This window comes from Pseudomonas fluorescens (genome assembly GCF_018614775.1).
Lineage (GTDB): Bacteria > Pseudomonadota > Gammaproteobacteria > Pseudomonadales > Pseudomonadaceae > Aquipseudomonas > Aquipseudomonas fluorescens_BY.
In genome coordinates, this window is record NZ_JAGGOF010000088.1 from 1 (window position 1) to 26,548 (window position 26,548).

18 protein-coding genes are annotated in these 26,548 nt (G+C 60.7%); 6 read left to right on the forward strand and 12 right to left on the reverse strand.

All coding sequences use genetic code 11. From position 1 onward, the window contains the following. Positions 1-174: 174 nt before the first annotated feature. Positions 175-1,638 (reverse strand): glyceraldehyde-3-phosphate dehydrogenase, encoded by a 1,464-nt coding sequence (locus J7E36_RS20480; protein ID WP_215007021.1) that lies wholly within the window; start codon positions 1,636-1,638, stop codon positions 175-177. A 168-nt stretch (positions 1,639-1,806) separates the two neighbouring features. On the opposite strand from J7E36_RS20480, the gene mfd reads away from it, so the two are divergent. From mfd to J7E36_RS20495, 3 genes are read left to right on the forward strand one after another with little or no spacing between them, the layout of a single operon-like run. Next, complete coding sequence (gene mfd, locus J7E36_RS20485; protein WP_215007024.1) at positions 1,807-5,256, forward strand: transcription-repair coupling factor; 3,450 nt, start codon at positions 1,807-1,809, stop codon at positions 5,254-5,256. Positions 5,257-5,266: 10 nt separating this feature from the next. Next, entirely contained in the window at positions 5,267-5,833 is a 567-nt protein-coding gene (locus J7E36_RS20490) for a CsiV family protein (RefSeq protein ID WP_215007027.1), read from the forward strand. 10 nt (positions 5,834-5,843) lie between these two features. Continuing rightward, complete coding sequence (locus J7E36_RS20495) at positions 5,844-8,537, forward strand: DEAD/DEAH box helicase (protein WP_215007029.1); 2,694 nt, start codon at positions 5,844-5,846, stop codon at positions 8,535-8,537. A gap of 177 nt (positions 8,538-8,714) precedes the next feature. On the opposite strand, the gene J7E36_RS20500 is transcribed toward J7E36_RS20495, so the two are convergent. The 3 genes from J7E36_RS20500 to J7E36_RS20510 all read right to left on the reverse strand — a co-directional run bounded on the left by J7E36_RS20500 (position 8,715) and on the right by J7E36_RS20510 (position 13,919). Next, positions 8,715-12,020 carry a DEAD/DEAH box helicase gene (locus J7E36_RS20500; RefSeq protein ID WP_215007031.1) on the reverse strand — a complete coding sequence of 1,102 codons (3,306 nt, stop codon included), beginning with the start codon at positions 12,018-12,020 and terminating at the stop codon, positions 8,715-8,717. A 9-nt stretch (positions 12,021-12,029) separates the two neighbouring features. Further along, entirely contained in the window at positions 12,030-13,028 is a 999-nt protein-coding gene (gene nagZ / locus J7E36_RS20505) for a beta-N-acetylhexosaminidase (RefSeq protein ID WP_215007108.1), read from the reverse strand. A gap of 183 nt (positions 13,029-13,211) precedes the next feature. Then, on the reverse strand, positions 13,212-13,919 hold the full coding sequence (locus J7E36_RS20510; protein ID WP_063322182.1) for a TetR/AcrR family transcriptional regulator: 708 nt from the start codon (positions 13,917-13,919) through the stop codon (positions 13,212-13,214). A 229-nt stretch (positions 13,920-14,148) separates the two neighbouring features. Here J7E36_RS20510 and lexA point away from each other — a divergent pair, with 229 nt between their 5' ends. Then, positions 14,149-14,757 carry a transcriptional repressor LexA gene (gene lexA, locus J7E36_RS20515; protein WP_215007033.1) on the forward strand — a complete coding sequence of 203 codons (609 nt, stop codon included), beginning with the start codon at positions 14,149-14,151 and terminating at the stop codon, positions 14,755-14,757. A 10-nt stretch (positions 14,758-14,767) separates the two neighbouring features. Next, positions 14,768-15,241 (forward strand): SOS-induced cell division inhibitor SulA, encoded by a 474-nt coding sequence (sulA, locus tag J7E36_RS20520; RefSeq protein WP_215007035.1) that lies wholly within the window; start codon positions 14,768-14,770, stop codon positions 15,239-15,241. A 68-nt stretch (positions 15,242-15,309) separates the two neighbouring features. Here sulA and J7E36_RS20525 read toward each other — a convergent pair whose 3' ends face one another. The 7 genes from J7E36_RS20525 to J7E36_RS20555 all read right to left on the reverse strand — a co-directional run bounded on the left by J7E36_RS20525 (position 15,310) and on the right by J7E36_RS20555 (position 23,761). After that, positions 15,310-15,543, reverse strand: a complete 234-nt coding sequence (locus J7E36_RS20525) for a hypothetical protein (protein WP_003183419.1) — start codon at positions 15,541-15,543, stop codon at positions 15,310-15,312. A gap of 106 nt (positions 15,544-15,649) precedes the next feature. Beyond that, on the reverse strand, positions 15,650-16,174 hold the full coding sequence (locus J7E36_RS20530; protein ID WP_215007037.1) for a DUF6586 family protein: 525 nt from the start codon (positions 16,172-16,174) through the stop codon (positions 15,650-15,652). A gap of 236 nt (positions 16,175-16,410) precedes the next feature. Next, entirely contained in the window at positions 16,411-19,023 is a 2,613-nt protein-coding gene (gene topA, locus J7E36_RS20535; protein ID WP_215007039.1) for a type I DNA topoisomerase, read from the reverse strand. A gap of 115 nt (positions 19,024-19,138) precedes the next feature. Continuing rightward, positions 19,139-19,375: a DUF1653 domain-containing protein gene (locus J7E36_RS20540; protein ID WP_215007041.1), complete on the reverse strand. Its 237-nt coding sequence runs from the start codon at positions 19,373-19,375 to the stop codon at positions 19,139-19,141. Positions 19,376-19,483: 108 nt separating this feature from the next. Then, positions 19,484-20,659 carry an acetyl-CoA C-acyltransferase FadA gene (fadA, locus tag J7E36_RS20545; RefSeq protein WP_215007043.1) on the reverse strand — a complete coding sequence of 392 codons (1,176 nt, stop codon included), beginning with the start codon at positions 20,657-20,659 and terminating at the stop codon, positions 19,484-19,486. Positions 20,660-20,689: 30 nt separating this feature from the next. Beyond that, on the reverse strand, positions 20,690-22,837 hold the full coding sequence (gene fadB / locus J7E36_RS20550; RefSeq protein ID WP_215007045.1) for a fatty acid oxidation complex subunit alpha FadB: 2,148 nt from the start codon (positions 22,835-22,837) through the stop codon (positions 20,690-20,692). A gap of 486 nt (positions 22,838-23,323) precedes the next feature. Then, a complete protein-coding gene (locus J7E36_RS20555; RefSeq protein ID WP_215007048.1) occupies positions 23,324-23,761 on the reverse strand; it encodes a hypothetical protein in 438 nt (145 codons plus the stop codon). 101 nt (positions 23,762-23,862) lie between these two features. Between J7E36_RS20555 and J7E36_RS20560 the strand changes: the two genes are divergently transcribed. Then, a complete protein-coding gene (locus tag J7E36_RS20560; RefSeq protein WP_215007051.1) occupies positions 23,863-24,303 on the forward strand; it encodes a universal stress protein in 441 nt (146 codons plus the stop codon). A gap of 117 nt (positions 24,304-24,420) precedes the next feature. Here the strand turns inward: J7E36_RS20560 and J7E36_RS20565 are convergent, their stop codons facing one another. Beyond that, complete coding sequence (locus J7E36_RS20565; RefSeq protein WP_215007054.1) at positions 24,421-26,328, reverse strand: ATP-binding cassette domain-containing protein; 1,908 nt, start codon at positions 26,326-26,328, stop codon at positions 24,421-24,423. Positions 26,329-26,548 lie beyond the last annotated feature (220 nt).

Consider the following 26,548-nt stretch of genomic DNA (forward strand, 5'->3'; position numbering starts at 1 on the left):
TCAAGACAGTTGCTCCCACAAAGGACCGCATACATCAGCACCAACTCGGTCAACTGTGGGAGCGAGCTTGCTCGCGAAGAGGCCAGCCCAGACACCACAGAACCCCAGCCCCACAAAAATCCCAGACAAAAAAACGCCCCGACAAGTCGGGGCGTTTTCACATCCAGCTAAGCCTTAGCGTGGGAACGCTGGCGGGTTCACACCGGCCATGTCTTCCATTACGCGGACCACCTGGCAGCTGTAACCGAATTCGTTGTCGTACCAGACGTACAACACAACGCGGTTGTCCTGGCAGATGGTGGCTTCGGCATCCACGACACCGGCGTGGCGCGAGCCCACGAAGTCGGTGGAGACCACTTCCTGCGAGTTGACGAAGTCGATCTGCTTGTGCAGGTCGGAGTGCAGCGCCATGTAGCGCAGGTACTCGTTCATCTCTTCACGGGAGGCGGCTTTCTCAAGGTTCAGGTTGAGAATGGCCATCGACACGTTTGGCGTCGGCACGCGGATCGCGTTGCCGGTCAGCTTGCCGGCCAGCTCAGGCAGGGCCTTGGCGGCGGCGGTGGCGGCACCGGTTTCGGTGATGACCATGTTCAGCGCGGCGCTGCGACCACGGCGATCGCCCTTGTGGAAGTTGTCGATCAGGTTCTGGTCGTTGGTATACGAGTGAACCGTTTCCACGTGACCATTGACGATACCGAACTTGTCGTTCACAGCCTTGAGCACCGGCACGATGGCGTTGGTGGTGCAAGAGGCGGCAGAGACGATCTTGTCGTCTGCGGTGATTTCGCCGTGGTTGATGCCGTGGACGATGTTCTTCAGCTTGCCCTTGCCAGGTGCGGTCAGGACCACGCGGTCGATACCCGGGCATGCCAGGTGCTGGCCCAGGCCGTCGGCATCACGCCATACGCCGGTGTTGTCCACCAGCAGGGCGTCCTTGATGCCGTACTGGGTGTAGTCCACCTCGGTCGGGTTCTTCGCGTAGATCACCTGGATCAGGTTGCCGTTGGCGGTAATGGTGTTGTTTTCTTCATCGATGGTGATGGTGCCGTTGAACGAACCATGGACCGAATCGCGACGCAGCAGGCTGGCACGCTTGGTCAGGTCGTTCTCGGCGCCCTTGCGCACCACGATGGCGCGCAGGCGCAGGCCGTCGCCACCACCGGTTTTTTCGATCAGGATGCGCGCCAGCAGGCGGCCGATACGACCGAAGCCGTACAGGACCACGTCAGTGCCCTTGCGAGCCGAAACGTTTTGCTGACCAACCACATCAGCCATCTCTTCACGCACGAACTGCTCGGCGCTGCGGCCATTGCCTTCGTTGCGGAATTTGAACGCCAACTTGCCCAGATCCACCGAGGCCGCGCCGAGCTTGAGCTCGCTCATGGCTTTGAGCAGAGGGAATGTTTCGTGGACGGACAGTTCGCTGTCGTCGGAAGAGCGGTGACGAGCAAAGCGGTGGGCTTTGAGAATCGCGATGACAGACTGGTTGATCAGGCTGCGGCCATAGATCGAGCTCACCACGTTGTTATTGCGGTAGAGCTGACCGATGAGAGGGATCATCGCTTCAGCGAGTGCTTCACGATCAATCCATTCACCAAGACACTGGTCGGGCTTCTGAGTCACGGGAACCTTCCACATGTAGGGGCTGAAAAAAGGGGCTACATTATGCCGCCGAGTCCTCGGCGGAGCAATGCGCGCCTGTCGCACCGTGGTTTTCCTGTCTGCCCGGGTAGTCTGCGACTGACAGCAGCCCCCTTCCCCCGCTACACTTGTCGACTTTGTCGCAACGCTGGAGCTCAACCTTCCGTGCCCGTTCTGCGTCTTCCGCTTCTCCCTGCCGAGGCAGGTAAACAGCACTGGGGCAACCTGCCCGGTGCCGCCCTGAGCCTGGCCATTGCCGAGGCTGCCAGCGCTGCCAAGCGCTTTACCCTGCTGCTGACCGCCGACAGCCAAAGCGCCGAGCGGCTCGAGCAGGCGCTGGGTTTCTTCGCCCCGGATCTGCCCGTATTGCATTTCCCGGACTGGGAAACCCTGCCCTACGACCTGTTTTCGCCCCACCAGGACATCATTTCCCAGCGAATCGCCAGCCTTTATCGGCTGCCGGAACTCAGTCATGGCGTTTTGGTAGTGCCCATCACCACGGCCCTACATCGGCTGGCACCGACCCAATTCCTGCTCGGCAGCAGCCTGGTACTCGATATCGGCCAGAAGCTCGACGTCGAGCAAATGCGCACCCGCCTGGAAGCCAGTGGCTATCGCTGCGTCGACACGGTGTACGAGCACGGCGAGTTCGCGGTACGCGGCGCGCTGATCGACTTGTTCCCGATGGGCAGCAAATTGCCGTATCGCATCGACCTGTTCGATGACGAAATCGAGACCTTGCGCACCTTTGATCCGGAAAACCAGCGCTCCATCGACAAGGTGCAGTCGATCCGCCTGCTGCCGGCCAAGGAATTCCCGCTGCGAAAAGACGCCGTGACCCGCTTCAAGGCGCGCTTTCGCGAGCGCTTCGACGTGGATTTCCGCCGTTGCCCGATCTTTCAGGACCTGAGCAGCGGGATTACCCCCGCCGGCATCGAGTACTACCTGCCGCTGTTCTTCGAAGAAACCTCCACCCTGTTCGATTACCTGCCCCAGGACACCCAGGTGTTCTCCCTGCCGGGCATCGAACAGGCGGCGGAAAACTTCTGGAACGACGTGCGCAACCGCTACGAAGAGCGCCGTGTCGATCCTTCCCGCCCTCTATTGCCACCGGCCGAACTGTTCCTGCCGGTCGAAGACTGCTTCGCTCGCCTGAAAAACTGGCCGCGCGTGGTGGCGAGCCAGCAGGACGTGGAGCCCGGCGTCGGCCGCGAACGCTTCCCGGCCAAGCCATTGCCGGACCTGGCGATCGAAGCCAAGGCCACGCAACCGCTGGCCGCCCTGGCCGGTTTTCTCGACGAATTCCCCGGCCGGGTGCTGTTCACCGCCGAATCCGCCGGGCGTCGCGAAGTGTTGTTGGAGCTGCTTGAACGCCTGAAGCTGCGGCCCAAGACAGTCGACAGCTGGCCGGACTTTGTCGCGAGCAAGGATCGCCTGGCGATCACCATTGCCCCGCTGGACGAAGGCCTGGTACTCGACGACCCGGCGTTGGCACTGGTGGCCGAGAACCCGCTGTTCGGTCAGCGCGTCATGCAACGTCGGCGCCGCGAAAAGCGCGCCGATGCCGCCAACGACGCCGTCATCAAGAACCTCACCGAGTTGCGCGAAGGCGCCCCGGTGGTGCACATCGACCACGGCGTGGGCCGCTACCTGGGGCTCGCCACCCTGGAAATCGACAATCAGGCCGCCGAATTCCTGACCCTCGAATACGCCGAGGGCGCCAAGCTCTATGTGCCGGTGGCGAACCTGCACCTGATCGCCCGTTACACCGGCAGCGATGACGCTCTCGCCCCCTTGCACCGCCTGGGTTCGGAAACCTGGCAGAAGGCCAAGCGCAAAGCCGCCGAGCAGGTGCGCGACGTGGCCGCCGAACTGCTCGACATCTACGCCCGCCGTGCCGCCCGCGAAGGTTACGCCTTCGCCGATCCGAAAGCCGACTACGAAACCTTCAGCGCCGGTTTCCCGTTCGAAGAAACCGTCGACCAGCAAACCACCATCGAAGCCGTGCGCGCCGACATGCTCGCGCCCAAGCCGATGGACCGCCTGGTGTGCGGCGACGTGGGCTTCGGCAAGACCGAAGTGGCGATGCGCGCCGCGTTCATTGCAGTGCACGGTGGCAAGCAGGTGGCGATCCTGGTGCCGACCACCCTGCTCGCCCAACAGCATTACAACAGTTTCCGCGACCGCTTCGCCGACTGGCCGGTGACCGTGGAAGTGATGAGCCGCTTCAAGTCCACCAAGGAAGTGAACGCCGCCGTGGCCGACCTGGCCGAAGGCAGGATCGACATCGTCATCGGTACGCACAAGCTGCTGCAGGACGACGTGAAGATCAAGAACCTCGGGCTGGTGATCATCGACGAAGAACACCGCTTTGGTGTGCGCCAGAAAGAACAGCTCAAGGCCCTGCGCAGCGAAGTCGACATCCTCACCCTGACGGCCACGCCGATCCCGCGCACGCTGAACATGGCGGTGTCGGGCATGCGCGACCTGTCGATCATCGCCACGCCGCCGGCCCGTCGCCTGTCGGTGCGCACCTTCGTCATGGAGCAGAACAAGAGCACCGTCAAGGAAGCCTTGCTCCGTGAGCTGCTGCGGGGTGGCCAGGTCTATTACCTGCACAACGATGTGAAGACCATCGAGAAATGCGCCGCCGACCTCGCCGAGCTGGTGCCGGAAGCCCGTATCGGCATCGGCCACGGGCAGATGCGCGAGCGTGAACTCGAACAGGTGATGAGCGACTTCTACCACAAGCGCTTCAACGTGCTGATTGCCTCGACCATCATCGAGACCGGCATCGACGTGCCGAGCGCCAACACCATCATCATCGAGCGCGCCGACAAGTTCGGCCTGGCCCAGCTGCACCAGTTGCGCGGCCGGGTCGGTCGCAGTCACCACCAGGCCTACGCCTACCTGTTGACGCCGCCGCGCCAGCAGATCACCCCGGACGCGGAAAAACGGCTGGAGGCCATTGCCAATACCCAGGACCTGGGCGCCGGTTTCGTGCTGGCCACCAACGACCTGGAAATCCGTGGCGCTGGCGAGTTGCTGGGCGACGGCCAGAGCGGCCAGATCCAGGCCGTCGGCTTCACCCTCTATATGGAAATGCTCGAACGGGCGGTCAAGTCGATCCGCAAGGGCGAACAACCGAACCTCGACCAACCCCTGGGTGGCGGGCCGGAAATCAACCTGCGGGTGCCGGCGCTGATTCCGGAGGACTACCTGCCGGACGTCCATGCGCGGCTGATCCTCTACAAACGCATTGCCTCGGCCAGCGACGAAGAAGGCCTCAAGGACCTGCAAGTGGAGATGATCGACCGCTTCGGCCTGCTGCCGGAACCGACCAAGAACCTGGTGCGCACCACCCTGCTCAAGCTCAAGGCCGAGCAGTTGGGCATCAAGAAAGTCGATGGCGGCCCCAATGGCGGGCGCATCGAGTTCGAGGCCCAGACCCCGGTCGATCCGCTGGTGCTGATCAAGCTGATCCAGGGCCAGCCCAAGCGCTACAAGTTCGAAGGTGCCACGATGTTCAAGTTCATGGTGCCCATGGAACGCGCGGAAGAGCGTTTCAATACCGTAGAAGCGCTGTTCGAGCGCCTCACCCCGACCACTGCTTGAAGGACGCCACATGCGCCTGTTTCGCTCACTGACCTTGTTGATGACCCTGGTCGCTCCCCTGGCGTTTGCCGATGACCTGTATCAGGTTGAAATGATCCTGGTCCGGCAGAATGCCGAGCCGGCGATTGTCAGCCGCGCCGCCCCGGAAGACTGGGACGCCGGCGCGCAACGCCTGGGCGCCGACAGCCAGCGCTCGCCAGCGCTGGGCAACCTTGTGGAAAAACTCAACGCCAGCGGCCAATACACGGTGTTGATGCACAAGGCCTGGCAGCAGAACCTCGGCGAACAGGGCAGCAAGGTCGCCATCAGCGACGGCGCCGAACAGTTCGGGCAATTTCCCGTCGAGGGCACCCTGGAGCTGAAACTGGGCCGCTTCACCGACGTCGATGCCGACTTCTGGATCAACCAGATCGATGCCAATGGCCTGGTGACCGCCAGCGAACGCCTCAAACAACAGAGCCACACCAAGAACGGCCAGTTGAACTTCCTCGACAACGGCCACCTCGGCCTGCTGATCAAGATCACCTCGCTGACCGCGCCCGCGCCACGGCAGTCGCCTGACGTCATTCCGGACTGATTGCGCGCCTATGCCCTCGCCCCTGAGCAAACCCCTGGCACCTTCCTGGGTCAATCGATTCAAGGAACAGAGCCTGGAGCGTGGGCGCCGTTATGCGCTGGAAAACCGCGTGCGGATCGTCGAGGCCGGCGACAGCACCATCACCGCCAGTTGCGAAGGCTCTGGCAGCAACATCTACCGTCAGACCATTCGCCTCAAGGAGTCAGCCAAGGGCACGTTGATCCTGCTGGAGGCCGCCTGTTCCTGCCCGGTGCGCATCAACTGCAAGCACTGCGCAGCCGTCCTGCTACAGGTCCAGGAAACCCTGGCCTACCCGGCCGCCGAAAAAGACGCGCAACTGCTGGAAAAACTCCAGGCGGTGCTGGACAACCGCAGCCCCAAGGCGCCGCCGCAAGTGCTGGTGGACAATGTGCAACCGCTGCCACGCCTGTGGCTGGCAAGCATCGAGTTCAGCGCCTTCGAGCCGCGCAACGGCAAGATGCAGCGCTACATCCAGCACCGCGCCGCTCTGTCCTTCAGCTACCTGGACGAATATGTCAGCGGCCAGCGCAACACGGACGTGCTGATTCGCCAGGAAACACAGACGCTGCGGATAAAACGTCATACCGACGTGGAACAGTCCTACCGCGAACAGCTGAGAATCCTCGGTTTCAAGATCGCCACCCGGCAAAGCAAGGCCCTGCCGGAAAGCGCCGGCGAACTCTATGAGATGGTCAACGACAGCGCCTGGCTGACCTTCACCCTCAACGACCTGCCGAAATTGCGTGAGCAAGGTTGGGAATTGCAGATCGACGAGGAGTTCGGCTTCGACCTGACCGCCGTGGACGACTGGTATGCCACGGTGGAAGAAACCCCGGAGCGGGACTGGTTCGACCTGGAGCTGGGGATCATCGTCAATGGCGAGCGCCTGAGCCTGTTGCCGATCCTGTTGAACCTGATGCGCTCGCACATCGAGCTGTTCAACCCGGAACGCCTGGCCCGGCGCCGCGACGACGAACTGATTCTGGTCAACCTGCCCAACCGCCCGAATTCCGAGTTCGGCCCGCAACAAGTGGCCTTGCCCTATGGCCGCCTGAAACCGGTGCTGGCGACCCTGGGCGAGTTCTACCTGCAAGAGCCCGGCACCACCAAGCTGCGCTTGAACAGCGCGGATGCCTTGCGCCTGAACCCGCTGCAAGACATGCCCTTGAGCTGGGAAGGCGGTGAACACATTCGCGGCCTGGCCCAACGCCTGCGGGATATCAAGGACTACACCGCCACCGCGCCCGAAGGGCTGAACGCGACCCTGCGACCTTACCAACTCGAAGGCCTGAGCTGGATGCAGTCGCTGCGGCAACTGGAAGTGGGCGGCATCCTTGCGGATGACATGGGCCTGGGCAAGACCCTACAGACGCTGGCGCATATTCTCAGCGAGAAAATCGCCGGACGCCTCGACCGACCGTGCATGGTGGTGATGCCCACCAGCCTGATTCCCAACTGGCTCGACGAAGCAGCGCATTTCACCCCACAGCTCAAGGTGCTGGCGCTGTATGGTGCCGGGCGCAAGAAACACTTCGAACGGGTGGCGGACTACGACCTGGTCCTGACCACTTACGCGCTGTTGCCCAAGGACGTCGAGCGCCTGAAATCGCAGCCGTTGCACGTATTGATCCTGGATGAAGCCCAGTACATCAAGAACCCCACCAGCAAAGCCGCCCAGGCCGCCCGTGAACTCAACGCCCGGCAACGGCTGTGCCTGTCCGGTACGCCCCTGGAAAACCACCTCGGCGAACTATGGTCGCTGTTCCACTTCCTGCTGCCGGGGTGGCTTGGAGACGTCAAGAGCTTCAACCGCGATTACCGCGTGCCCATTGAAAAACGCGGCAGCGACGTAAGACTGCAACACCTCAACGGTCGGATAAAACCTTTCCTGCTGCGCCGGACCAAGGAACAAGTGGCGACCGAACTGCCGCCCAAGACCGAGATCATCCACTGGGTGGAACTCAGCGATGCCCAGCGCGATGTCTACGAAACCATGCGCCTGGCCATGGACAAGAAAGTCCGCGACGAAATCACCCGCAAGGGCGTCGCCCGCAGCCAGATCATCATCCTTGAGGCGCTGCTCAAGCTGCGTCAGGTGTGCTGCGACCTGCGCCTGATCAATGACGCGGCCCTGCCCACCCGCGGCAGCACCTCGGGCAAGCTCGACAGCCTGATGGAGATGCTGGAGGAGCTGTTTGAAGAAGGCCGCCGGGTGCTGCTGTTTTCCCAGTTCACTTCGATGCTGTCACTGATTGAAGACGAGCTGAAAAAACGCGGCGTCGACTACGCCCTCCTGACCGGGCAGACCCGCGACCGACGCACCCCCGTCAAGGAATTTCAGAGCGGCAAGCGTCAGATCTTTCTGATCAGCCTGAAGGCCGGTGGCGTAGGCCTGAACCTGACCGAAGCCGACACGGTGATTCACTACGACCCGTGGTGGAACCCGGCCACTGAAAACCAGGCGACCGACCGCGCCTATCGCATCGGCCAGGAAAAACCGGTATTCGTCTACAAACTGATTGCCCGGGGCACGGTGGAAGAGAAGATTCAGCTGCTGCAAAAGGAAAAGTCCGACCTCGCCGCCGGCGTCCTCGACGGCCGAGTGGCCGGCGACTGGAAGTTGCAGAGCGACGACATTGAAGCGCTGTTCGCACCATTGCCGGATAAGCTGGAGAAGCGCTGAGGCCGGTTGGCTGCGACGACACCTGTGGGAGCAGGCTTGCTCGCGAAGGCGGAGGATCAGTAATAATGATGTTGACTGACACTCAGTCTTCGCGAGCAAGCCCGCTCCCACAAGGAGTTGGGGCGCATAAGAAAGGCTCGTGATCCTTCGCGCGCCCATAATGATCAATAGGCAAATTCAAGCCTTGGGCAATGGCGCAAACAGTGCTTCGATATCGCTTTGCTCCAACGTCCACCCGCCCGTGGTTCCGCCATCCAGCACACTGCCCACCAACGCGGCTTTCTCCTGCTGGAGTGCCTGGATCTTTTCTTCCACCGTACCCCGGGCAATCAGCTTGTACACGAATACCGGTTTGTCCTGCCCAATCCGGTAAGCACGATCGGTCGCCTGATTTTCCACCGCCGGGTTCCACCACGGATCGAAATGGATCACCGTATCGGCCGCTGTCAGGTTGAGTCCCGTGCCACCCGCTTTCAGGCTGATGAGAAACAGTGACACCTTGCCACTCTGGAAATCCCTCACCGGCGTACGGCGATCAGTGGTCTGGCCGGTCAGCAACGAATAAGCCAGGCCGCGCTGGCAAAGCTCCTCTTCAATCAATGCGAGCATCGAGGTGAACTGGGAGAACAGCAGAATTTTGCGCCCTTCGCTGAGCAGCTCTTCGAGCATTTCCATCAAGCTGGTCAATTTGCCGCTGCCGGAACGCAGGGCCTTGGCCGTCAGCGTCGTGGTGTTGAGCAACCGCAGGTCACAGCAAACCTGGCGCAACTTGAGCAATGCATCAAGGATGATGATCTGGCTGCGGGCCACACCACTACGGGCAATTTCGTCGCGCACCTTCTTGTCCATGGCCACGCGCACGGTTTCGTAGACGTCACGCTGCCCGTCGCCGAGATCGACCCAGTGGACAATTTCGGTCTTGGGCGGCAGCTCGGTCGCGACCTGTTCCTTTTTGCGCCGCAGCAGAAACGGCTTGATTCGAGCCGCCAGGTGCCGCATTCGCTCGCTGTTGCCATGCTTTTCGATTGGAGTCCGGTAGTCCCGGTTGAAGGTTTTGCTGTCTCCCAGCCAACCGGGCAACAGGAAATGGAACAACGACCAGAGTTCACCCAAGTGATTTTCCAGCGGCGTACCCGTCAGGCACAGACGCTGCCAGGCCTTGAGTTCACGAGCAGCCTGGGCGGCCTTGCTGGTGGGGTTCTTGATGTTCTGGGCTTCATCGAGAATCAGCACACTCCAGGCTTGGGGCTGCAATACCTTCAAGTCCCGCGACAACAAGGCATAGGTCGTCAACACCAGATCGTACTGCGCAAGGCTGGCAAAATCTTTTTGCCGCGCCGCGCCGTGCAACGCCAGAACCTTGAGCTGTGGGGTAAAGCGTGCTGCCTCGTCGAGCCAATTGGGAATCAGGCTGGTGGGCATGACTGCCAGCGCCGGGATGTCCAGGTGTCCGGCTTGCTTCTCGCACAACAGGTGAGCCAGGGTCTGAAGCGTCTTGCCCAGGCCCATGTCATCGCCCAGGATCCCACCGACTTCCAGCTCCCCCAGCGTCTGCATCCAGTTGAGCCCTTCGAGCTGGTAAGGTCGCAGAACGGCCATGAGCCCTTCGGGTGCAGGAACATGCACATGGGTCGACTCACGCAAGCGTTTTGCGAACGTACGCAGTCGCTCCCCGCCATTCCATTCCAGCGGCATACCGTCGAGCGCATCCAGCCTGGCCGCATCGAAGGCATTCAGACGTATCGAGTCGCCCCGATGCTCCTTCATATACAACTCGCCAAGTGTCGCCATCAACGGCTTCACCCGTCCATACGGCAACGCAACCTTCACGCCGGGGCCGGCCATGAGTTTCCCGCCGTTGAGATCGATCAGCATCAACTGGTCATCTTTACGCTGATCCAGGTAGGCCGGATCCATCATCTGTGCATTGGTGCGAAGCAAATTGAGCAGGATGGGCAGTAGACTGCGCCGCTCCCCATTGACGATGATGCCCAACTGCAGATCGAACCATTCCCGACCGGGCGATTCCTCGATATCCGCGTACAACGCGTCTACGGGCTGAAGATTGAAATGGAAGCCGTCTTCGATATCGATCTGCCAATTGGCCGCGCGCAGTTGCTCAAGCCCTTTGTCAACGAACGCCAGCCAAGCCGCATCATCAGGCAGTTGAAGGCGCTCGCCCACACTGTCTGCCAGCGCAAGGCTCTGACGACTGGCCCTTTTGAAACCGAATTTGCGCAGGACTTTGCGCAACGCCTGTTCAGCTTCCGGCTTGCGTTGGATACGCAAGGTCTCCGTGCCAGACAGGATCGATACCTCAGTGGAAGCTTTTTCGTGAGCGACATGACCGTCATAAGTAAAGGTCAATGCTGCGCGATGCTCCGGGGCGGAGCGCCAATGACTGTAGGAAATATAACTGCCCAAGGTAAGAACCGGCTGCGGCTCGACATCGTCGATGACCCGCTCCGTCAATTCTTTCGGCGGCGGTATCTGCCGGTCCAGCGCATTGAGCCGATGACTGAACAACCCCGCGTGGCGCGCCGGAATTTCTGGAGCAAGGCACAAATGGCCCGCCAACCCATCATCCATCTCGTAGGCCAACGGCCCAAGTTCACCGCGTGCGACATCCAGATAATAAAGCGGCTCAAGCGGCAAAACGCTCTCCAGCACTTGAGCGTGGCTTTGCCACTGGGGTCGGTAATTACCATTGGGTTGCTCTGCCCAGAAGAACTGGGCAGGTCGCTCGGGTCCGGCAATCAGTGGTTGTAGTGGATCGAACGCGAGGAACAGGCGAGAGGACTGTAACGCAAGCGCCAACGCCTGGGCACCGTTGCGCCCCCGCAGCGGATAATTGCTCGAAGGGCTGCGAAAATCGTGACCGATGGCCAACAGCCGACCGATCTTCATGTCGATATCGGTTACAAAACCCGGCATTCGAACCAGCATGTCTGCAAGTGCATGGAACGCTTGCAGATCCTGAGGCTTACCTTCGTCCAGTTGATGCCCTTTGAACAGTCCCAGCGTCCAAACGCCGGAAGGCTTGTTTTCCTTGAGCCTATAGAAAATCCGCACATCGGCGCTTTTTTCAGCGAGCAACGAATCGGAGCGCTGAAGAGGAATTTTCTGAATCCAGTTTTCAAGCTCGCTGCCCAGACGCTCGCCGCCGGGGCAGTCCTGCAACGCGCTCTCATTCCCCGATAAATAGAACATAACGGCAGCGCAATGCTTGCAATCACCGCCAACCGGACAAGAGCATTCGTAACTGATTTGGTCATCACCGCGATAACGAATGAGTTCGATAACCTGCTGATAGACGTTTCTGCCGGAACCCCGACATTCGGCCAGGATTGATCGCTCGGTCACTTCCAGGATCCGGATCCGATTTTCATCGGCGTAATCGAACCCCCTAGCGAGTTCACGCTGACCGAACGACTCCAACCACTCGCAATCGTCCTCGAGAAATTCTGCAATCGAGTTCGTCATCGGGATACCTTAATCAATCAATTGCGCGGCTCTCAGCGCGCCAACCGCCGTCAGCCAGCGAGGATCCTGGCGGTACTCGGTGGAAGCGAAGCCCTGGCCGCGCATGCGTGCGATCCGCACCGAAGGTCGGATCTTCAGGCGCTGGGCGGCACCCAAGGCCAGCTCCGCGGCAGCGCGATCGTTGCACACCAGGCCCATGTCGCAGCCGGCGGTCAACGCGGCTTCGATACGACTGGCGGCATCGCCGACCACATGGGCGCCGGCCATCGACAGGTCATCACTGAAGATGACGCCATCAAACTGCAGCTCGCCACGCAGGATCTCCTGCAGCCAGCGTCGGGAAAATCCGGCCGGGCTGGGGTCAACCTGCGGATAAATGACGTGGGCCGGCATGACGGCCGCGAGCTGTTTGCTGAGTTTGGCAAAAGGGACCAGGTCGTTGGCGCGGATCTGTTCGAGGCTGCGCTCGTCGTTGGGGATCGCCACGTGGGAATCGGCTTCGGCCCAGCCATGCCCCGGGAAATGTTTGCCAGTGGCCGCCATACCGGCTGCGTTCATGCCGCGGATGAAAGCGCCGGCCAACAATGCAGCGCGCTCGGGATCCCCCTCAAAAGCACGACTGCCGACGACGGCACTGCGTTGATAATCGAGGTCCAGCACCGGGGCGAAACTCAGGTCCAGACCGACCGCCAGCACTTCAGTGGCCATGATCCAGCCACACTGCTCGGCCAGGTATTCGGCGTTGGGGTTGTCGGCAAGCGCACGCATGGCAGGCAAGCGCACGAATCCCTGGCGCAGGCGCTGGACCCGCCCGCCTTCCTGATCCACCGCCAGCAGCAGGTCGGGACGGATGGCGCGGATCGACGCACTCAGTTCACGCACCTGACGCGGGTGCTCGATATTGCGGGCAAAAATGATCAGCCCGCCCACCTCTGGCTGACGCAACAGGTGGCGATCTTCGGCCGTCAGCCAGGTACCGGCGACGTCCACCATCAACGAGCCTTGCAGGCCAGCAGTCATAGGATTTCCTTGATAAAGATGAACCCGTGCGGCGGCACGCCGGCGCCCACGCCACCGGGGGCAACTCCCGCAAGGTCGTGGCTACGCAGTGGATGATAAAACGGATTCGAAACGAGAGTCGGCATGGGCCGCTAGCTTAGCGGATGTGGGCTGTCGCGCCCACCCGTGTCCTCAAGCCTTGGCAAGGGCCGGGGCTGATTTGCTGCGTGGACGCAATTGCGCGGCAGCCATGGCCTCATCGGTGACGCCAGTCTCGGCACGCATGCCGGCGGCCAGGAACGGCACCATCAGGCGCATCACCTGCTCAATGGAGGTGTTCACGCCAAAATCGGTTTCCGCGATGGCCCGCAGGGCCTTGATACCGGACATGCTGAATGCCGCAGCGCCGAGCATGAAGTGCACGCGCCAGAACAGCTCGATAGGTGGAATGCGCGGCGCCGCCTCATTGACCAGCAGCATGTAGCGGCGGAACACCTTGCCGTACATGTCTTCCAGGTAACGCCGCAAGTGGCCCTGGCTCTGACTGAAGGCCAGGCCCAACAGGCGCATGAAGATCGACAAGTCGTTGCCGCTGCGCGGTTGCACGACCAGGGCTTGTTCGACCAGGATTTCCAGGAGTTCTTCCAGGGTCGGCTTGACGTCAGGCTTGGCCTGGCGTCGCTCCAACTCACGGTCGAGGCTCAGGCAAAACGGCCCGAGGAAGCGCGAGAACACGGCCTGGATCAAGGCCTTTTTCGAACCGAAGTGATAGTTCACCGCCGCCAGGTTGACCCCTGCCTTGCTGGTGATCAGGCGCAACGAGGTTTCGGCGAAACCTTTTTCCGCGAACAGTTGCTCGGCAGCATCGAGAATGCGTTCAACGGTTTCCGACTGGGCCATGGCTACTCCGCCTGACAAACACTTGTTTGAAACATACGTTTCAGCCTTTGGCTTGTCAAGTCCGCCGGGGCGTTTTGCGAACGCCCGGTCAGCTATTTAACCACACCTTCCGGTGGGCTGTAGCGATGCCGCATCCGACCGTCCGGCGCCTGATGGAAAAAGGAGGATTGCCAAGTGGCCTCCACTGTATATAATCCCAGTCACTGTATAAAAAGACAGAGCGATCAATATGCTAAAGCTGACGCCACGCCAAGCAGAGATTCTGGCCTTCATCAAACGTTGTCTCGAAGACAACGGCTACCCGCCGACCCGTGCAGAAATCGCTCAGGAACTGGGTTTCAAGTCTCCCAACGCGGCTGAGGAACACCTCAAGGCGCTGGCCCGCAAGGGCGCAATCGAAATGACGCCGGGGGCATCCCGTGGCATTCGCATCCCTGGCTTCGAAGCCAAGGCCGACGAAACCACCCTCCCGATCATCGGCCGCGTCGCGGCAGGCGCTCCCATCCTTGCCCAGCAACATGTCGAGGAGTCGTGCAACATCAATCCTTCATTCTTCCACCCGCGAGCTGACTACCTGCTTCGCGTGCATGGCATGAGCATGAAGGACATCGGCATCTTCGACGGCGACCTTCTGGCCGTTCACACCACCCGCGAAGCCCGCAATGGCCAGATCGTGGTAGCACGGATCGGCGATGAAGTGACCGTCAAGCGCTTCAAGCGCGATGGCAGCAAGGTCTGGCTGATTGCCGAGAACCCCGAGTTCGCGCCCATCGAAGTAAACCTGAAAGATCAGGACATGGTCATCGAAGGCTTGAGTGTCGGCGTCATACGCCGCTAAAGGAGGCTTTATGCAGTTCCCTCACACCCCACAACACACACAACTTCCGCTGTTCGAGGCATTTATGGCTCAACCGCTGGTTCCAGTCCTGAAAGAGGTCATCGAATCGCCTTGGGGCGTCGAACCCGAGGCTTTCAGCGAACTGTCGTTACGGGGTGCAGCCGGGAATTGCCTGAATCTGCTGGCGCCGATCCTGCGAGAGCTGAGCCAGGAGCAGGACGCTCGCTGGTTGACACTGATCGCGCCACCGGCCAGCGTCACTCAGGCCTGGCTGCGGGACGCCGGCCTGAACCGTGAACGCATCCTGCTACTGCAACCGCGGGGCACGCAAAGCGCCCAGCAGTTGACCTGTGAAGCGTTGCGCCTGGGCCGTAGTCATACAGTGGTCAGCTGGCTCAATCCGTTGACCGCGACCGCCCGGCAACAGTTGATCAGCGCCGCCCGCACTGGGGACGCACAAAGCCTGAATATTCGATTGGGCTAAAACGAACGCAGGGCTTCTCCAGGGCAGAGAAGCCGGTCAGTACACTGCTGAAAGGCCGACAAACGGGATCAATGAAGAACCCGTGGCCCCTCTTCCTTGTTGAATTCGCCTTCAACCAGGCGTCCTGCCATCTGAACACCCACGCTCAGCATCGCCTTGGCGACTTCGACGTGCTGGCCTTGAAGGAACACCTTGGCGTCTTCAGAGAAGTTCAAGGTCACCAGGGAACCTTCATCCTCGGCCCTGCGCAGCTCGATGCGGCCATCGGGAAGTTCGACAATTTCTAGAAAGGACGTTGGCATAAAAGTCTGTTCTCCACGAAAGGCGAGGATTATATAGTCATCGGAACGGCTTCGCTCGGTATCTTGACCAAGCGTTATCAACGAACGTAACGGGCCGAGGGAAAACTCAGCACTCGTTCAACCCGTCGCGAAAGCGTATTGCCAGGCTCTTGAGGTGCTGCCGCCAGCTTTCCAGCTCCTCCCGGCTCAGTTCCTGCTCAGGTTCCTCTTCGTCCAGGTTGACCGCCATGATCAACGGCTGGGTCACGTCGCCCTTGGGCTTGTGCGGGGCTCGTGGCGGTTGGAAGAGCGCCGCGTGGGCGGCCAATAGCTTCGCAAGCCAGGTTTCCGGGTTATGCGCCAGCTCGACCATTTCGGCCAGCTCCGGAATCGCGATGGTTTCCAGCATTTCGCGGGTTAGTAACAGCTCGGCCCGCGCGGCATTCGCTTGTGGCAGACGATAGAAACCGGCGATTTCATGGCACAACCCCAGCAACGCACCGTACAAATGAAACAGCGCGGATTCGCGTCCTGCCTGGAGCAGCGCCGGGGAATTCATCGCACGCCCGTCTTCAGCCCTGGTAAGCGCTTCGAGCGACAGGCCGGCGAAATAGATTTTCTGATTGGTACGGGTATAGAGTTCGTGGGCCATGGCGGCGTCTCCCCAACGAAATGAAAGCTTCACGCTAGTGCGACAGTGTCGTGGATCGACCGAGGCCCCGCAAGCCGAAAACAGTCAATCAAGGATCAAGCGTCCCCCTGCTCGCGATAGCGGTGTATCAGTCGACATCGATGGTGACTGACACACCGCTATCGCGAGCAGGCTCGCTCCCACAGGGGGTCCTGGTTGGCTGACAGGTGGGTGCCGGGGCACCCACCCACAATCGATCAGCGCTTGTCTTCAACCTTCCATTTACCGCCGTCGTAGAAGGCCTTCCAACCGGTCGGCTTGCCGTCGACTTCGGTCTGCACGTACTGCTCCTTGGTCTTGCGGCTGTAGCGAATGACCGCTGGACGCCCCTCCGGATCCTTCTGCGGTGCTTCGCAGAGGAAATGGTACTTCGGATCGATCTCGTCCTTGTGCGGCACGATTTCCATGACCAGCGGCGCCCGGGTTTCACGGTTTTTCGGGAACTGGCTTGCCGCCAGGAACAGGCCCGAGGCGCCATCGCGCAGGATGTAGGTGTCGTTGACCTTCTCGCACTTGAGTTCGGGCATCTTCACCGGGTCCATCTTCGGCGGCGCCGCGTCACCGCTCTTGAGCAGTTTGCGGGTGTTCTTGCAGGTCGGGTTGGTGCAACCGAAGAACTTGCCGAAACGGCCGGTCTTGAGCTGCATCTCGCTGCCGCACTTGTCGCATTCCAGGCTCGGACCTTCGTAGCCCTTGATGCGATAGGTGCCCTCTTCGATCTCGTAGCCGGCACAGTCCGGGTTGTTACCGCAGATGTGCAACTTGCGCTTTTCATCCAGCAGGTAGGCGTCCATCGCCGTGCTGCAGATCGGGCAGCGATGTTTGCCACGCAGCACCAGGGATTCGGATTCACCCTCGTCGTCCGCGGCAATTTCGTCGCCAGGCACTAGGTTGACCGTCGCCTTGCAGCGCTCCTTGGGTGGCAGGCTGTAGCCCGAGCAACCGAGGAACACGCCAGTGGATGCGGTGCGGATCTGCATCGGCCGGCCGCAGGTCAGGCACGGAATGTCGGTCATCACCGGCTGGTTGGCGCGCATGCCGCTTTCAGGGCTTTCGGCTACTTCGAGTTTTTTCTTGAAGTCGCCGTAGAACTCGTCGAGAACGTTCTTCCAGTCCCGCTCGCCCTGGGCCACATCGTCGAGGTTTTCTTCCATGCCGGCGGTGAAGCCGTAGTCCATCAGGTTCGAGAAGCTCTCGGACAAACGCTCGGTAACGATATCGCCCATCTTTTCCGAATAGAAACGACGGTTATGCAGCGCCACATAGCCACGATCCTGGATAGTGGAAATGATCGCCGCATAGGTCGAAGGACGACCGATGCCGCGTTTTTCCATCTCCTTGACCAGACTGGCTTCCGAGTAACGGGCCGGCGGCTTGGTGAAATGCTGGGTCGGATCAAGCTTGATCAGCTTCATCACGTCGCCCTGGGCCATGTCCGGCAGGACGTCGTCGTCTCCGGGCTTGGTGATCTGCGGCATGACGCGGGTGTAGCCGTCGAACTTCAGGATGCGGCCCTTGGCACGCAGCTCGAAGTCGCCGGCACCGACGCTGACGGTGGTCGACAGGTATTGCGCCGGCAACATCTGGCAGGCCAGGAACTGGCGCCAGATCAGCTCGTAGAGACGCTCGGCATCGCGCTCCATGCCCGCCAACTTGCTTGGCTCGGTATTGGCGTCTGACGGACGAATCGCTTCGTGAGCCTCTTGTGCGCCTTCCTTGCTGCTGTAGACGTTCGGCGTTTCCGGCAGGTACTTCTTGCCGAACTCGCTTTCTATATACGTGCGCGCCATCGCCACGGCATCAGCCGAGAGATTGGTCGAGTCGGTACGCATATAAGTGATGTAGCCGGCTTCGTACAGACGCTGGGCCATCATCATGGTTTTCTTCACGCCAAAGCCCAGGCGGTTGCTTGCAGCCTGTTGCAGCGTGGAGGTGATGAACGGTGCCGACGGTTTGCTGCTGGTCGGTTTGTCTTCGCGCTTGACGATGCTGTAGCTGGAAGCCTTGAGCTTCTCCAGCGCGGCCATGGCTTGGGCTTCGTTGAGCGGCTTGAAGGCTTCGCCCTTCTCGCGAGCCACGTCGAAGCGCACGGTGGCGCCCTTGGCGGTGCCGAGGTCGGCGTGGACCTCCCAGTATTCTTCTGGGATGAAGGCACGAATCTCACGCTCGCGCTCCACCACCAGCTTCACCGCGACCGACTGCACCCGACCGGCTGACAGTCCGCGGGCGATCTTGGCCCACAGCAGCGGCGAGACCATGTAGCCCACCACGCGATCCAGGAAACGCCGCGCCTGCTGGGCGTTGACCCGATCGATGTCCAGCTCGCCCGGCTGGGAGAAGGCTTCCTGGATGGCCTTCTTGGTGATTTCGTTGAACACCACGCGCTTGTAGCGGCTGTCGTCCCCACCGATGGCTTCGCGCAGGTGCCAGGCAATGGCTTCCCCCTCGCGGTCCAAGTCCGTCGCGAGATAGATGGTGTCGGCATCTTTAGCGAGCCGACGCAGTTCTTCGATGACCTTTTCCTTGCCCGGGAGGATCTCGTACTTGGCCTTCCAGCCGTGTTCCGGATCGACCCCCATGCGTGAGACCAGCTGCTTGCGCGCCTTTTCCTTAGGCGACAGCGCCGGCGCTTCGCCAGCAGCTGCCTTGCCGCGCTTGGCGGCTGGCTCCTTGCTGGCGCTAGCCGAACCGCTGGTGGGCAGGTCTCGGATATGGCCGATACTCGACTTCACCACGTATTGGTTGCCCAGATACTTGTTGATGGTCTTGGCCTTAGCCGGGGATTCCACAATGACCAGCGATTTGCCCATGGATCAGAAAATTCCTGAATGCTAAAAAGTGAAAGGCGGTTGGCGCCTGACGCGGCACCGCTATATATAGTGGCTGCAAGGTGAGGTCAAGCGCAGGGTTGCCCACCTGTTAGCCTCAAGGCCTGGGGAAAATGCTCTCCTCGGCCTGTACCAAAGCAAAGCGTGGCACCTGTTCGCCGTCAACCTCGACGGACTCCTGAAACATGCTCAAGGGGCGCACCCAAAAGCCGTAATCGCCATACAGGGCTTGATAGAAGACCACTTCTTCCTCGGTCTCGGAATGTCGCGCGAGACTGAATACGCGGTACTGCGGACCTTTGTAATGCTGGTAGAGCCCAGGTTGTATCGGCATGCTTTGGCCCTCACTGAAATCTTTTCAAAATAAAAACAAAATTTCTTTTTATAAAACCCGAAAAACAAAAACCGGGGCACTGGGCCCCGGCTTCCATCGACACAACGCTTAGACGCGTTCGAAGACAGTGGCGATGCCCTGGCCGAGGCCAATGCACATGGTGGACACGCCAAAAGTGCCGCCGTTCTGTTTCATGACGTTCAGCAGCGTGCCGGAGATACGTGCACCGGAGCAACCGAACGGGTGACCCAGGGCGATCGCGCCGCCGTGCAGGTTAACCTTCTCGTTCATCTTGTCGAGCACTTTCAAATCTTTCAGCACGGGCAGGGCCTGTGCAGCGAAAGCTTCGTTGAGCTCGAAGAAGTCGATATCGGCAATGCCCAGGCCGGCACGCTTCAAGGCTTTCTGCGTCGCCGGTACTGGACCATAGCCCATGATCGCCGGGTCCACACCCGCCACGGCCATGGAGCGAATCACCGCCATCGGCTGGATGCCCAGGTCCTGGGCACGTTGGGCCGACATCACGATCATGCACGAGGCACCGTCAGTGATCTGCGACGAAGTGCCGGCCGTCACGGTACCGCCCTTCGGATTGAAGGCCGGCTTGAGGGCCGCCAGGCTTTCCAGGGTGGTTTCCGGACGAATGGTCTCGTCGTAGTCGAACACCTTCAGGAAGCCGTTTTCGTCGTAGCCCTGCATCGGGATGATTTCATCCTTGAACTTGCCTTCCACCGTCGCCTTGTGAGCGAGCTGGTGGGAGCGCACGCCGAAGGCGTCCTGCTGCTCGCGGGTGATGCCGTGCATCTTGCCGAGCATTTCCGCGGTCAGGCCCATCATGCCCGAGGCTTTCGCCGCGTAAAGCGACATGTGCGGGTTCGGATCGACGCCGTGCATCATGCTCACGTGGCCCATGTGCTCGACACCGCCGACGACAAATACGTCACCGTTACCGGTCATGATCGCCTGGGCGGCGGTGTGCAGCGCGCTCATGGACGAACCGCACAGACGGCTGACGGTCTGGCCGGCGGCAGTGTGAGGGATCTGGGTCATCAGCGACGCCATGCGGGCGATGTTCCAGCCCTGCTCCAGGGTCTGGTTCACACAGCCCCAGATCACGTCCTCGACTTCGTTGGGGTCGACCTTGACGTTGCGTTCCAGCAGCTTGCTGATCAGGTGCGCCGACATATCTTCGGCGCGGGTGTTGCGGTGCATGCCGCCCTTGGAGCGGCCCATCGGCGTACGACCGAAGTCGACAATCACGACGTCTCTAGGATTCAAGCTCATAAATGTTCTCTCGCTCTAGTCGTTGGGCGCTTAACCGAAGAAGCTCTGGCCGTTCTTGGCCATTTCGCGCAGCTTCGCGGTCGGGTGGTACAGCGCGCCCAGATCGGCGTACTGGTCAGCCAGGGCAACGAACTCGGCCACACCGATCGAATCGATGTAGCGCAGCGCGCCGCCACGGAATGGAGGGAAACCGATGCCGTAGACCAGACCCATGTCGGCTTCGGCGGCGGTTTCGACAATGCCGTCTTCCAGGCAACGCACGGTCTCCAGGCACAGCGGGATCATCATCCAGTTGATGATGTCCTCGTCGGTGACGTCGCGTTGTTCGTAGACGATCGGCTTGAGCACTTCCAGCACCGACGAATCAGCGACTTTCTTCTGCTTGCCGCGCTTGTCGGTCTCGTAGGCGTAGAAGCCCTTGCCGTTCTTCTGGCCCAGGCGCTTGGCTTCGTAGAGCACGTCGACGGCCGAGCGGCGGTCATCTTTCATGCGGTCCGGGAAGCCCTCGGCCATGACGTCGCGACCGTGGTGGCCGGTGTCGATGCCGACCACGTCCATCAGGTACGCCGGGCCCATCGGCCAGCCGAATTTTTCCATGATCTTGTCGATGCGCACGAAGTCCACGCCCGCGCTGACCAGCTTGGCGAAACCGCCGAAGTACGGGAACAGCACGCGGTTGACCAAGAAGCCCGGGCAGTCATTGACGACGATCGGGTTCTTGCCCATTTTCTTGGCGTAGGCAACGGTAGTGGCTACGGCCAGTTCGCTGGACTTCTCGCCACGGATCACTTCCACCAGCGGCATCATGTGCACTGGGTTGAAGAAGTGCATGCCGACGAAGTTTTCCGGACGCTTGAGGGCCTTGGCCAGCAGCGAAATGGAAATGGTCGAGGTGTTCGACGCGAGGATGGTGTCCTCTTTGACCTGGTCTTCGACTTCAGCCAGCACCGCTTGCTTGACCTTAGGGTTCTCGACAACCGCTTCGACCACCAGGTCGACGTGGCCGAAATCGCCGTAGGACAGGGTCGGACGAATGCCATTGAGCACTTCGGCCATCTTCGCGGCAGTCATGCGACCTTTGTCGACGCGCCCCACCAGCAGCTTGGCGGCTTCGGCCAGGCCCTGTTCGATCCCGTGCTCGTTGATGTCCTTCATCAGGATCGGCGTGCCCTTGGACGCCGACTGATAGGCGATACCGCCGCCCATGATGCCAGCGCCAAGTACGGCGGCCTGCTTCACGTCACGGGCGATTTCGTCGTAGGCCTTGGCCTTTTTCTTCAGCTCCTGGTCATTGAGGAACAGACCGATCAGGCTTTGTGCGGCCGAGGTCTTGGCCAGTTTGACGAAGCCAGCGGCTTCGACTTCCAGGGCCTTGTCGCGACCAAAGTTCGCGGCTTTCTGGATGGTCTTGATCGCTTCGACCGGCGCCGGGTAGTTCGGGCCAGCCTGGCCGGCCACGAAACCCTTGGCGGTTTCGAAGGCCATCATCTGTTCGATGGCGTTGAGCTTGAGCTTTTCCAGCTTCGGCTGACGCTTGGCCTTGTAATCGAACTCGCCGCTGATGGCGCGCTTGATCGTTTCAAGGGCCGCAGCCTGAAGCTTGCCTGGCTCGACCACGGCATCCACGGCGCCGACTTTCAGCGCATCTTCAGCGCGGTTTTCCTTGCCGGCGGCAATCCACTCGATGGCGTTGTCGGCACCGATCAGGCGCGGCAGGCGCACGGTACCGCCAAAACCCGGGTAGATGCCAAGCTTGACTTCCGGCAGGCCGATCTTGGCTGCGCTGGACATGACGCGGTAATCCGCTGCCAGGCACATTTCCAGGCCGCCACCCAGGGCAATGCCATTGATGGCCGCAACGGTCGGTACGTTGAGGTCTTCGAAGTCGCTGAAAATACGGTTGGCTTCGAGGTTGCCAGCGATCAGTTCGGCATCGGACAGCTTGAAATTGTCGACGAATTCGGTGATGTCGGCACCGACGATAAACACGTCCTTGCCGCTGCTGACGATCACACCCTTGATCGAAGCATCTGCCTTGATAGTGTCTACGGCCTGACGCAATTCATTCAGGGTTAGACGGTTGAACTTGTTGACGGACTCACCCTTGAGATCGAACTTCAGTTCGACGATGCCACTTTCAAGAGCCGTAACCGTGATGGCTTTACCTTCGTAAATCATCAACTGATCTCCACGATATGGAAGCTGAACAGTACACGTTGAACGCTGACCACCGGTTCGGCATTGACGTTACCGTCGATGCTACGCCAATCCGCCAGGCACACCCGTCAACGCGATAGTCGGGGTTCTGTAGGAACGTTCTGAAAATACAAACGCTCAATTCATACGCCCGTTTGATTTGGGTACGTCACCTTCACGGAATTTCCGACAATTGTCAATCGCCCTAAACAGAGTGCACGAACACGACTTTACGGTCATTTCCGTACCCTACGGACTCGCAACACCCCGCCGCATGAGCAGCCATTCATAGGATCAATTATTAGAAAAGTCGCCCTAATTCCGGGCAAAGCGGATGCAGCCGGCTATGCTGTCGGACACGCAGGAAGTGTGGGAGCAAGGGCCGTTACGAACGAACGCCCGCAGATAATGTGGTTACCGGCCTGCCTGGCCAACCCGCCCGATGAGACTGTCGGGCTTTTTTACGCCTCAGGCCAGGGCCTTGAGCACGCTGGAAATGTCCTGCAAGACACTGGCTTCGCCTTTCTCGCCCCAATACAAGGCGATCATCTGCCGATCGGCTTCGACCTTGTAGACGTTAGCCGGCAATTTTTCGAAATGATCGAGCAGCGCCTCGTCCTGGCAGATCTCCCGCCATTGATTCGCCCATACGCCTGGGGCGGTTTGCCAATAGCACCAAATGTCCGGCTGCTTACCGCGGCGCGGCCGATGGTATTGGGCACAAGGGCTTGGCGGCTGCTGACCGAGCCAGTGGGGCCACTCCTGCGGCACCAACTGCATGGCCAGGCCAAGGCGCCGCGCCTCCATGCGCAAGGCCATCCGACCGCTCTGAACACGGGAAGGGCGTAACCATGCCAGGGGACTCAACACCACCAACAGGATTGACACCACGATCCAGACCGTCATATTCGTACTCCCGAATTTTGAGGAGCCATTGACCCGCGTCGCCGTCAATGCGCTTGAAACCAGCCATACTTACCGTATCGCAATTCTCTGGAGTGCTTTCCATGTACTACGAACACGTTCTGGTCGCCGTTGACCTCACTGAAGAATGCGATCCCGTCGTCAAGCGCGCCCTCGCCCTTTGCGAAGGCCGGGAGACCAAACTGTCGCTGGTGCACATCGTCGAGCCAATGGCCATGGCCTTCGGCGGTGACGTACCCATGGACCTGTCCCAGTTGCAGCAACAGCAATTCGATCAGGCCAAGGAGCGCCTCGACCGCCTGATCGTGAAATACCCGGCACTGAAGAAGGAATCCAGTCACCTGACCTATGGCCAGCCGCGCCAGGAGATCCATCACCTGGCCAAGGAACAGGGTTGCGACCTGATCGTCGTCGGCAGCCATGGTCGCCATGGCCTGGCGCTGCTGTTGGGCTCCACCGCCAACGACGTGCTGCATGGCGCACCCTGCGATGTGCTGGCGGTGCACCTGGTCAAGCGTACATAACACCTGAACTCTGTGGGAGCGAGCCTGCTCGCGATGGCGTCGGCACAGTCAACATTTCTGTAAGCTGATAACCGCTATCGCGAGCAGGCTCGCTCCAACAGGGGGACGCATTTCGAGTCAAGCGTCCAGCTCAGCCCAACGCTCGACCAGTGCATCCAGCTCGGCCTGCAACTGCTCCAGCTGCGCGATCACCTTGGCGGTTTCGGCGGCGGGCCGCTGGTAGAAACCGGCGTCAGCCATCTCGGCCTCTACCGCGGCGATCTGCTTTTCCTTCGCGTCGATATCACCCGGCAGGGCTTCCAGCTCACGCTGCAGCTTGTAGCTGAGTTTTTTCTTCGCCGGGGCCGGAGCCACCAGGGCAGGCTCGGCCTTGACCACGGCCGAGTTCAGGTCGGCCTTGCCGGACTTGCTCTCGGTCACGCCCAACAGACGCGGCGAGCCGCCCTGGCGCAGCCAGTCCTGATAACCACCGACGTATTCGCGAACCAGGCCTTCGCCTTCGAACACCAGGGTGCTGGTGACCACGTTGTCGAGGAATGCCCGGTCGTGACTGACCATCAGCACGGTGCCATTGAAGGTCAGCAGCACCTCTTCCAGCAGTTCGAGGGTTTCCACGTCCAAGTCGTTGGTCGGTTCGTCGAGCACCAGCAGGTTCGCCGGCTTGCTGAACAGCTTGGCCAGCAACAAACGGGCACGCTCACCGCCCGACAGCGCCTTGACCGGCGTGCGCGCACGCTGGGGGCTGAACAGGAAATCGCCGAGGTAGCTCAGCACGTGGCGGCTCTGACCATCGATATCGATGAAGTCGCGACCCTCGGCCACGTTGTCGATCACGGTTTTTTCCAGGTCCAACTGGTGACGCAACTGGTCGAAGTAAGCCACGTCGATCTTCGTGCCCTCTTCCACCTTGCCGCTGCTCGGCACCAAGCCACCCAGCATCAGCTTGAGCAGAGTGGTCTTGCCGGTGCCGTTGGCGCCCAGCAGGCCGATGCGATCGCCACGCTGCAGGACCATGGAGAAGTCCTTGACCAGGAACGGTCCGCCTGGATGGGCGAAACTGACGTTTTCCAGCACCATCACCTGCTTGCCGGATTTGTCGGCCGTTTCCAGCTGGATGTTGGCCTTGCCCGTGCGTTCACGGCGCTCGCTGCGCTCGACGCGCAGCGCCTTGAGGGCGCGCACGCGGCCTTCGTTACGGGTACGACGAGCCTTGATGCCCTGGCGGATCCAGACTTCTTCCTGGGCCAGGCGCTTGTCGAACAGTGCGTTGGCGGTTTCTTCGGCCGCCAGCGCCGCTTCCTTGTGCACCAGGAAACTGGCGTAGTCGCCGTTCCAGTCGATCAGGCCGCCACGGTCCAGTTCAAGGATGCGGGTCGCCAGGTTTTGCAGGAAAGAACGGTCGTGCGTGATGAACAGCACTGCGCCCTGGAAATCCTTCAGGGCTTCTTCAAGCCAGGCGATCGCGCCGATGTCCAAGTGGTTGGTCGGCTCGTCGAGCAGCAGCAGGTCCGGCTCGGACACCAGGGCCTGGGCCAGCAGGACGCGCCGACGCCAGCCGCCGGACAATTCGGCGAGGGTCTTGTCGGCCGGCAGTTGCAGGCGGCTCAGGGTGCTGTCGACCAGTTGCTGCAAGCGCCAACCGTCACGGGCCTCGAGGTCTTGCTGGACATGCATCAACTTATCCAGGTCCGCGTCGGTGACGATGTTCTGGCTCAAGTGGTGATACTCGGCCAGCAGCGCGCCGACACCGTCGAGGCCTTCGGCAACCACGTCGAACACGGTCCGCTCGTCGGCCACCGGCAGTTCCTGGGGCAATTCGCCGATTTTCAGGCCTGGCGCGCGCCAGACCGAGCCTTCATCGGGCTTCTGATCGCCCTTGACCAGCTTCATCATGCTGGACTTGCCAGTGCCGTTGCGGCCGATGATGCACACCCGCTCACCACGGGCGATCTGCCAGGACACCTTGTCCAACAACGGCATAGCGCCGAAAGCAAGGGACACATCGCTGAATTTGAGCAGGGTCATGAGCTTCTCCAAAAACCGGGCGCGCATTCTACCTGAGATGTGCCCTGCAAGGGCCGCGAATTTCATCGCCAAGGTGCTCTTTACCGGTTATGCACTACAAATGTTGCGAACTTGTACCAACGGCCCCGCAAAGCTTTCGCCGGTTGCTGGCAAAAGGCTAAGCTACAGGCAGTTACCCCGGGCTCACCCCCGGGCTTGTCATGTTTTTTCTGCCCGGATG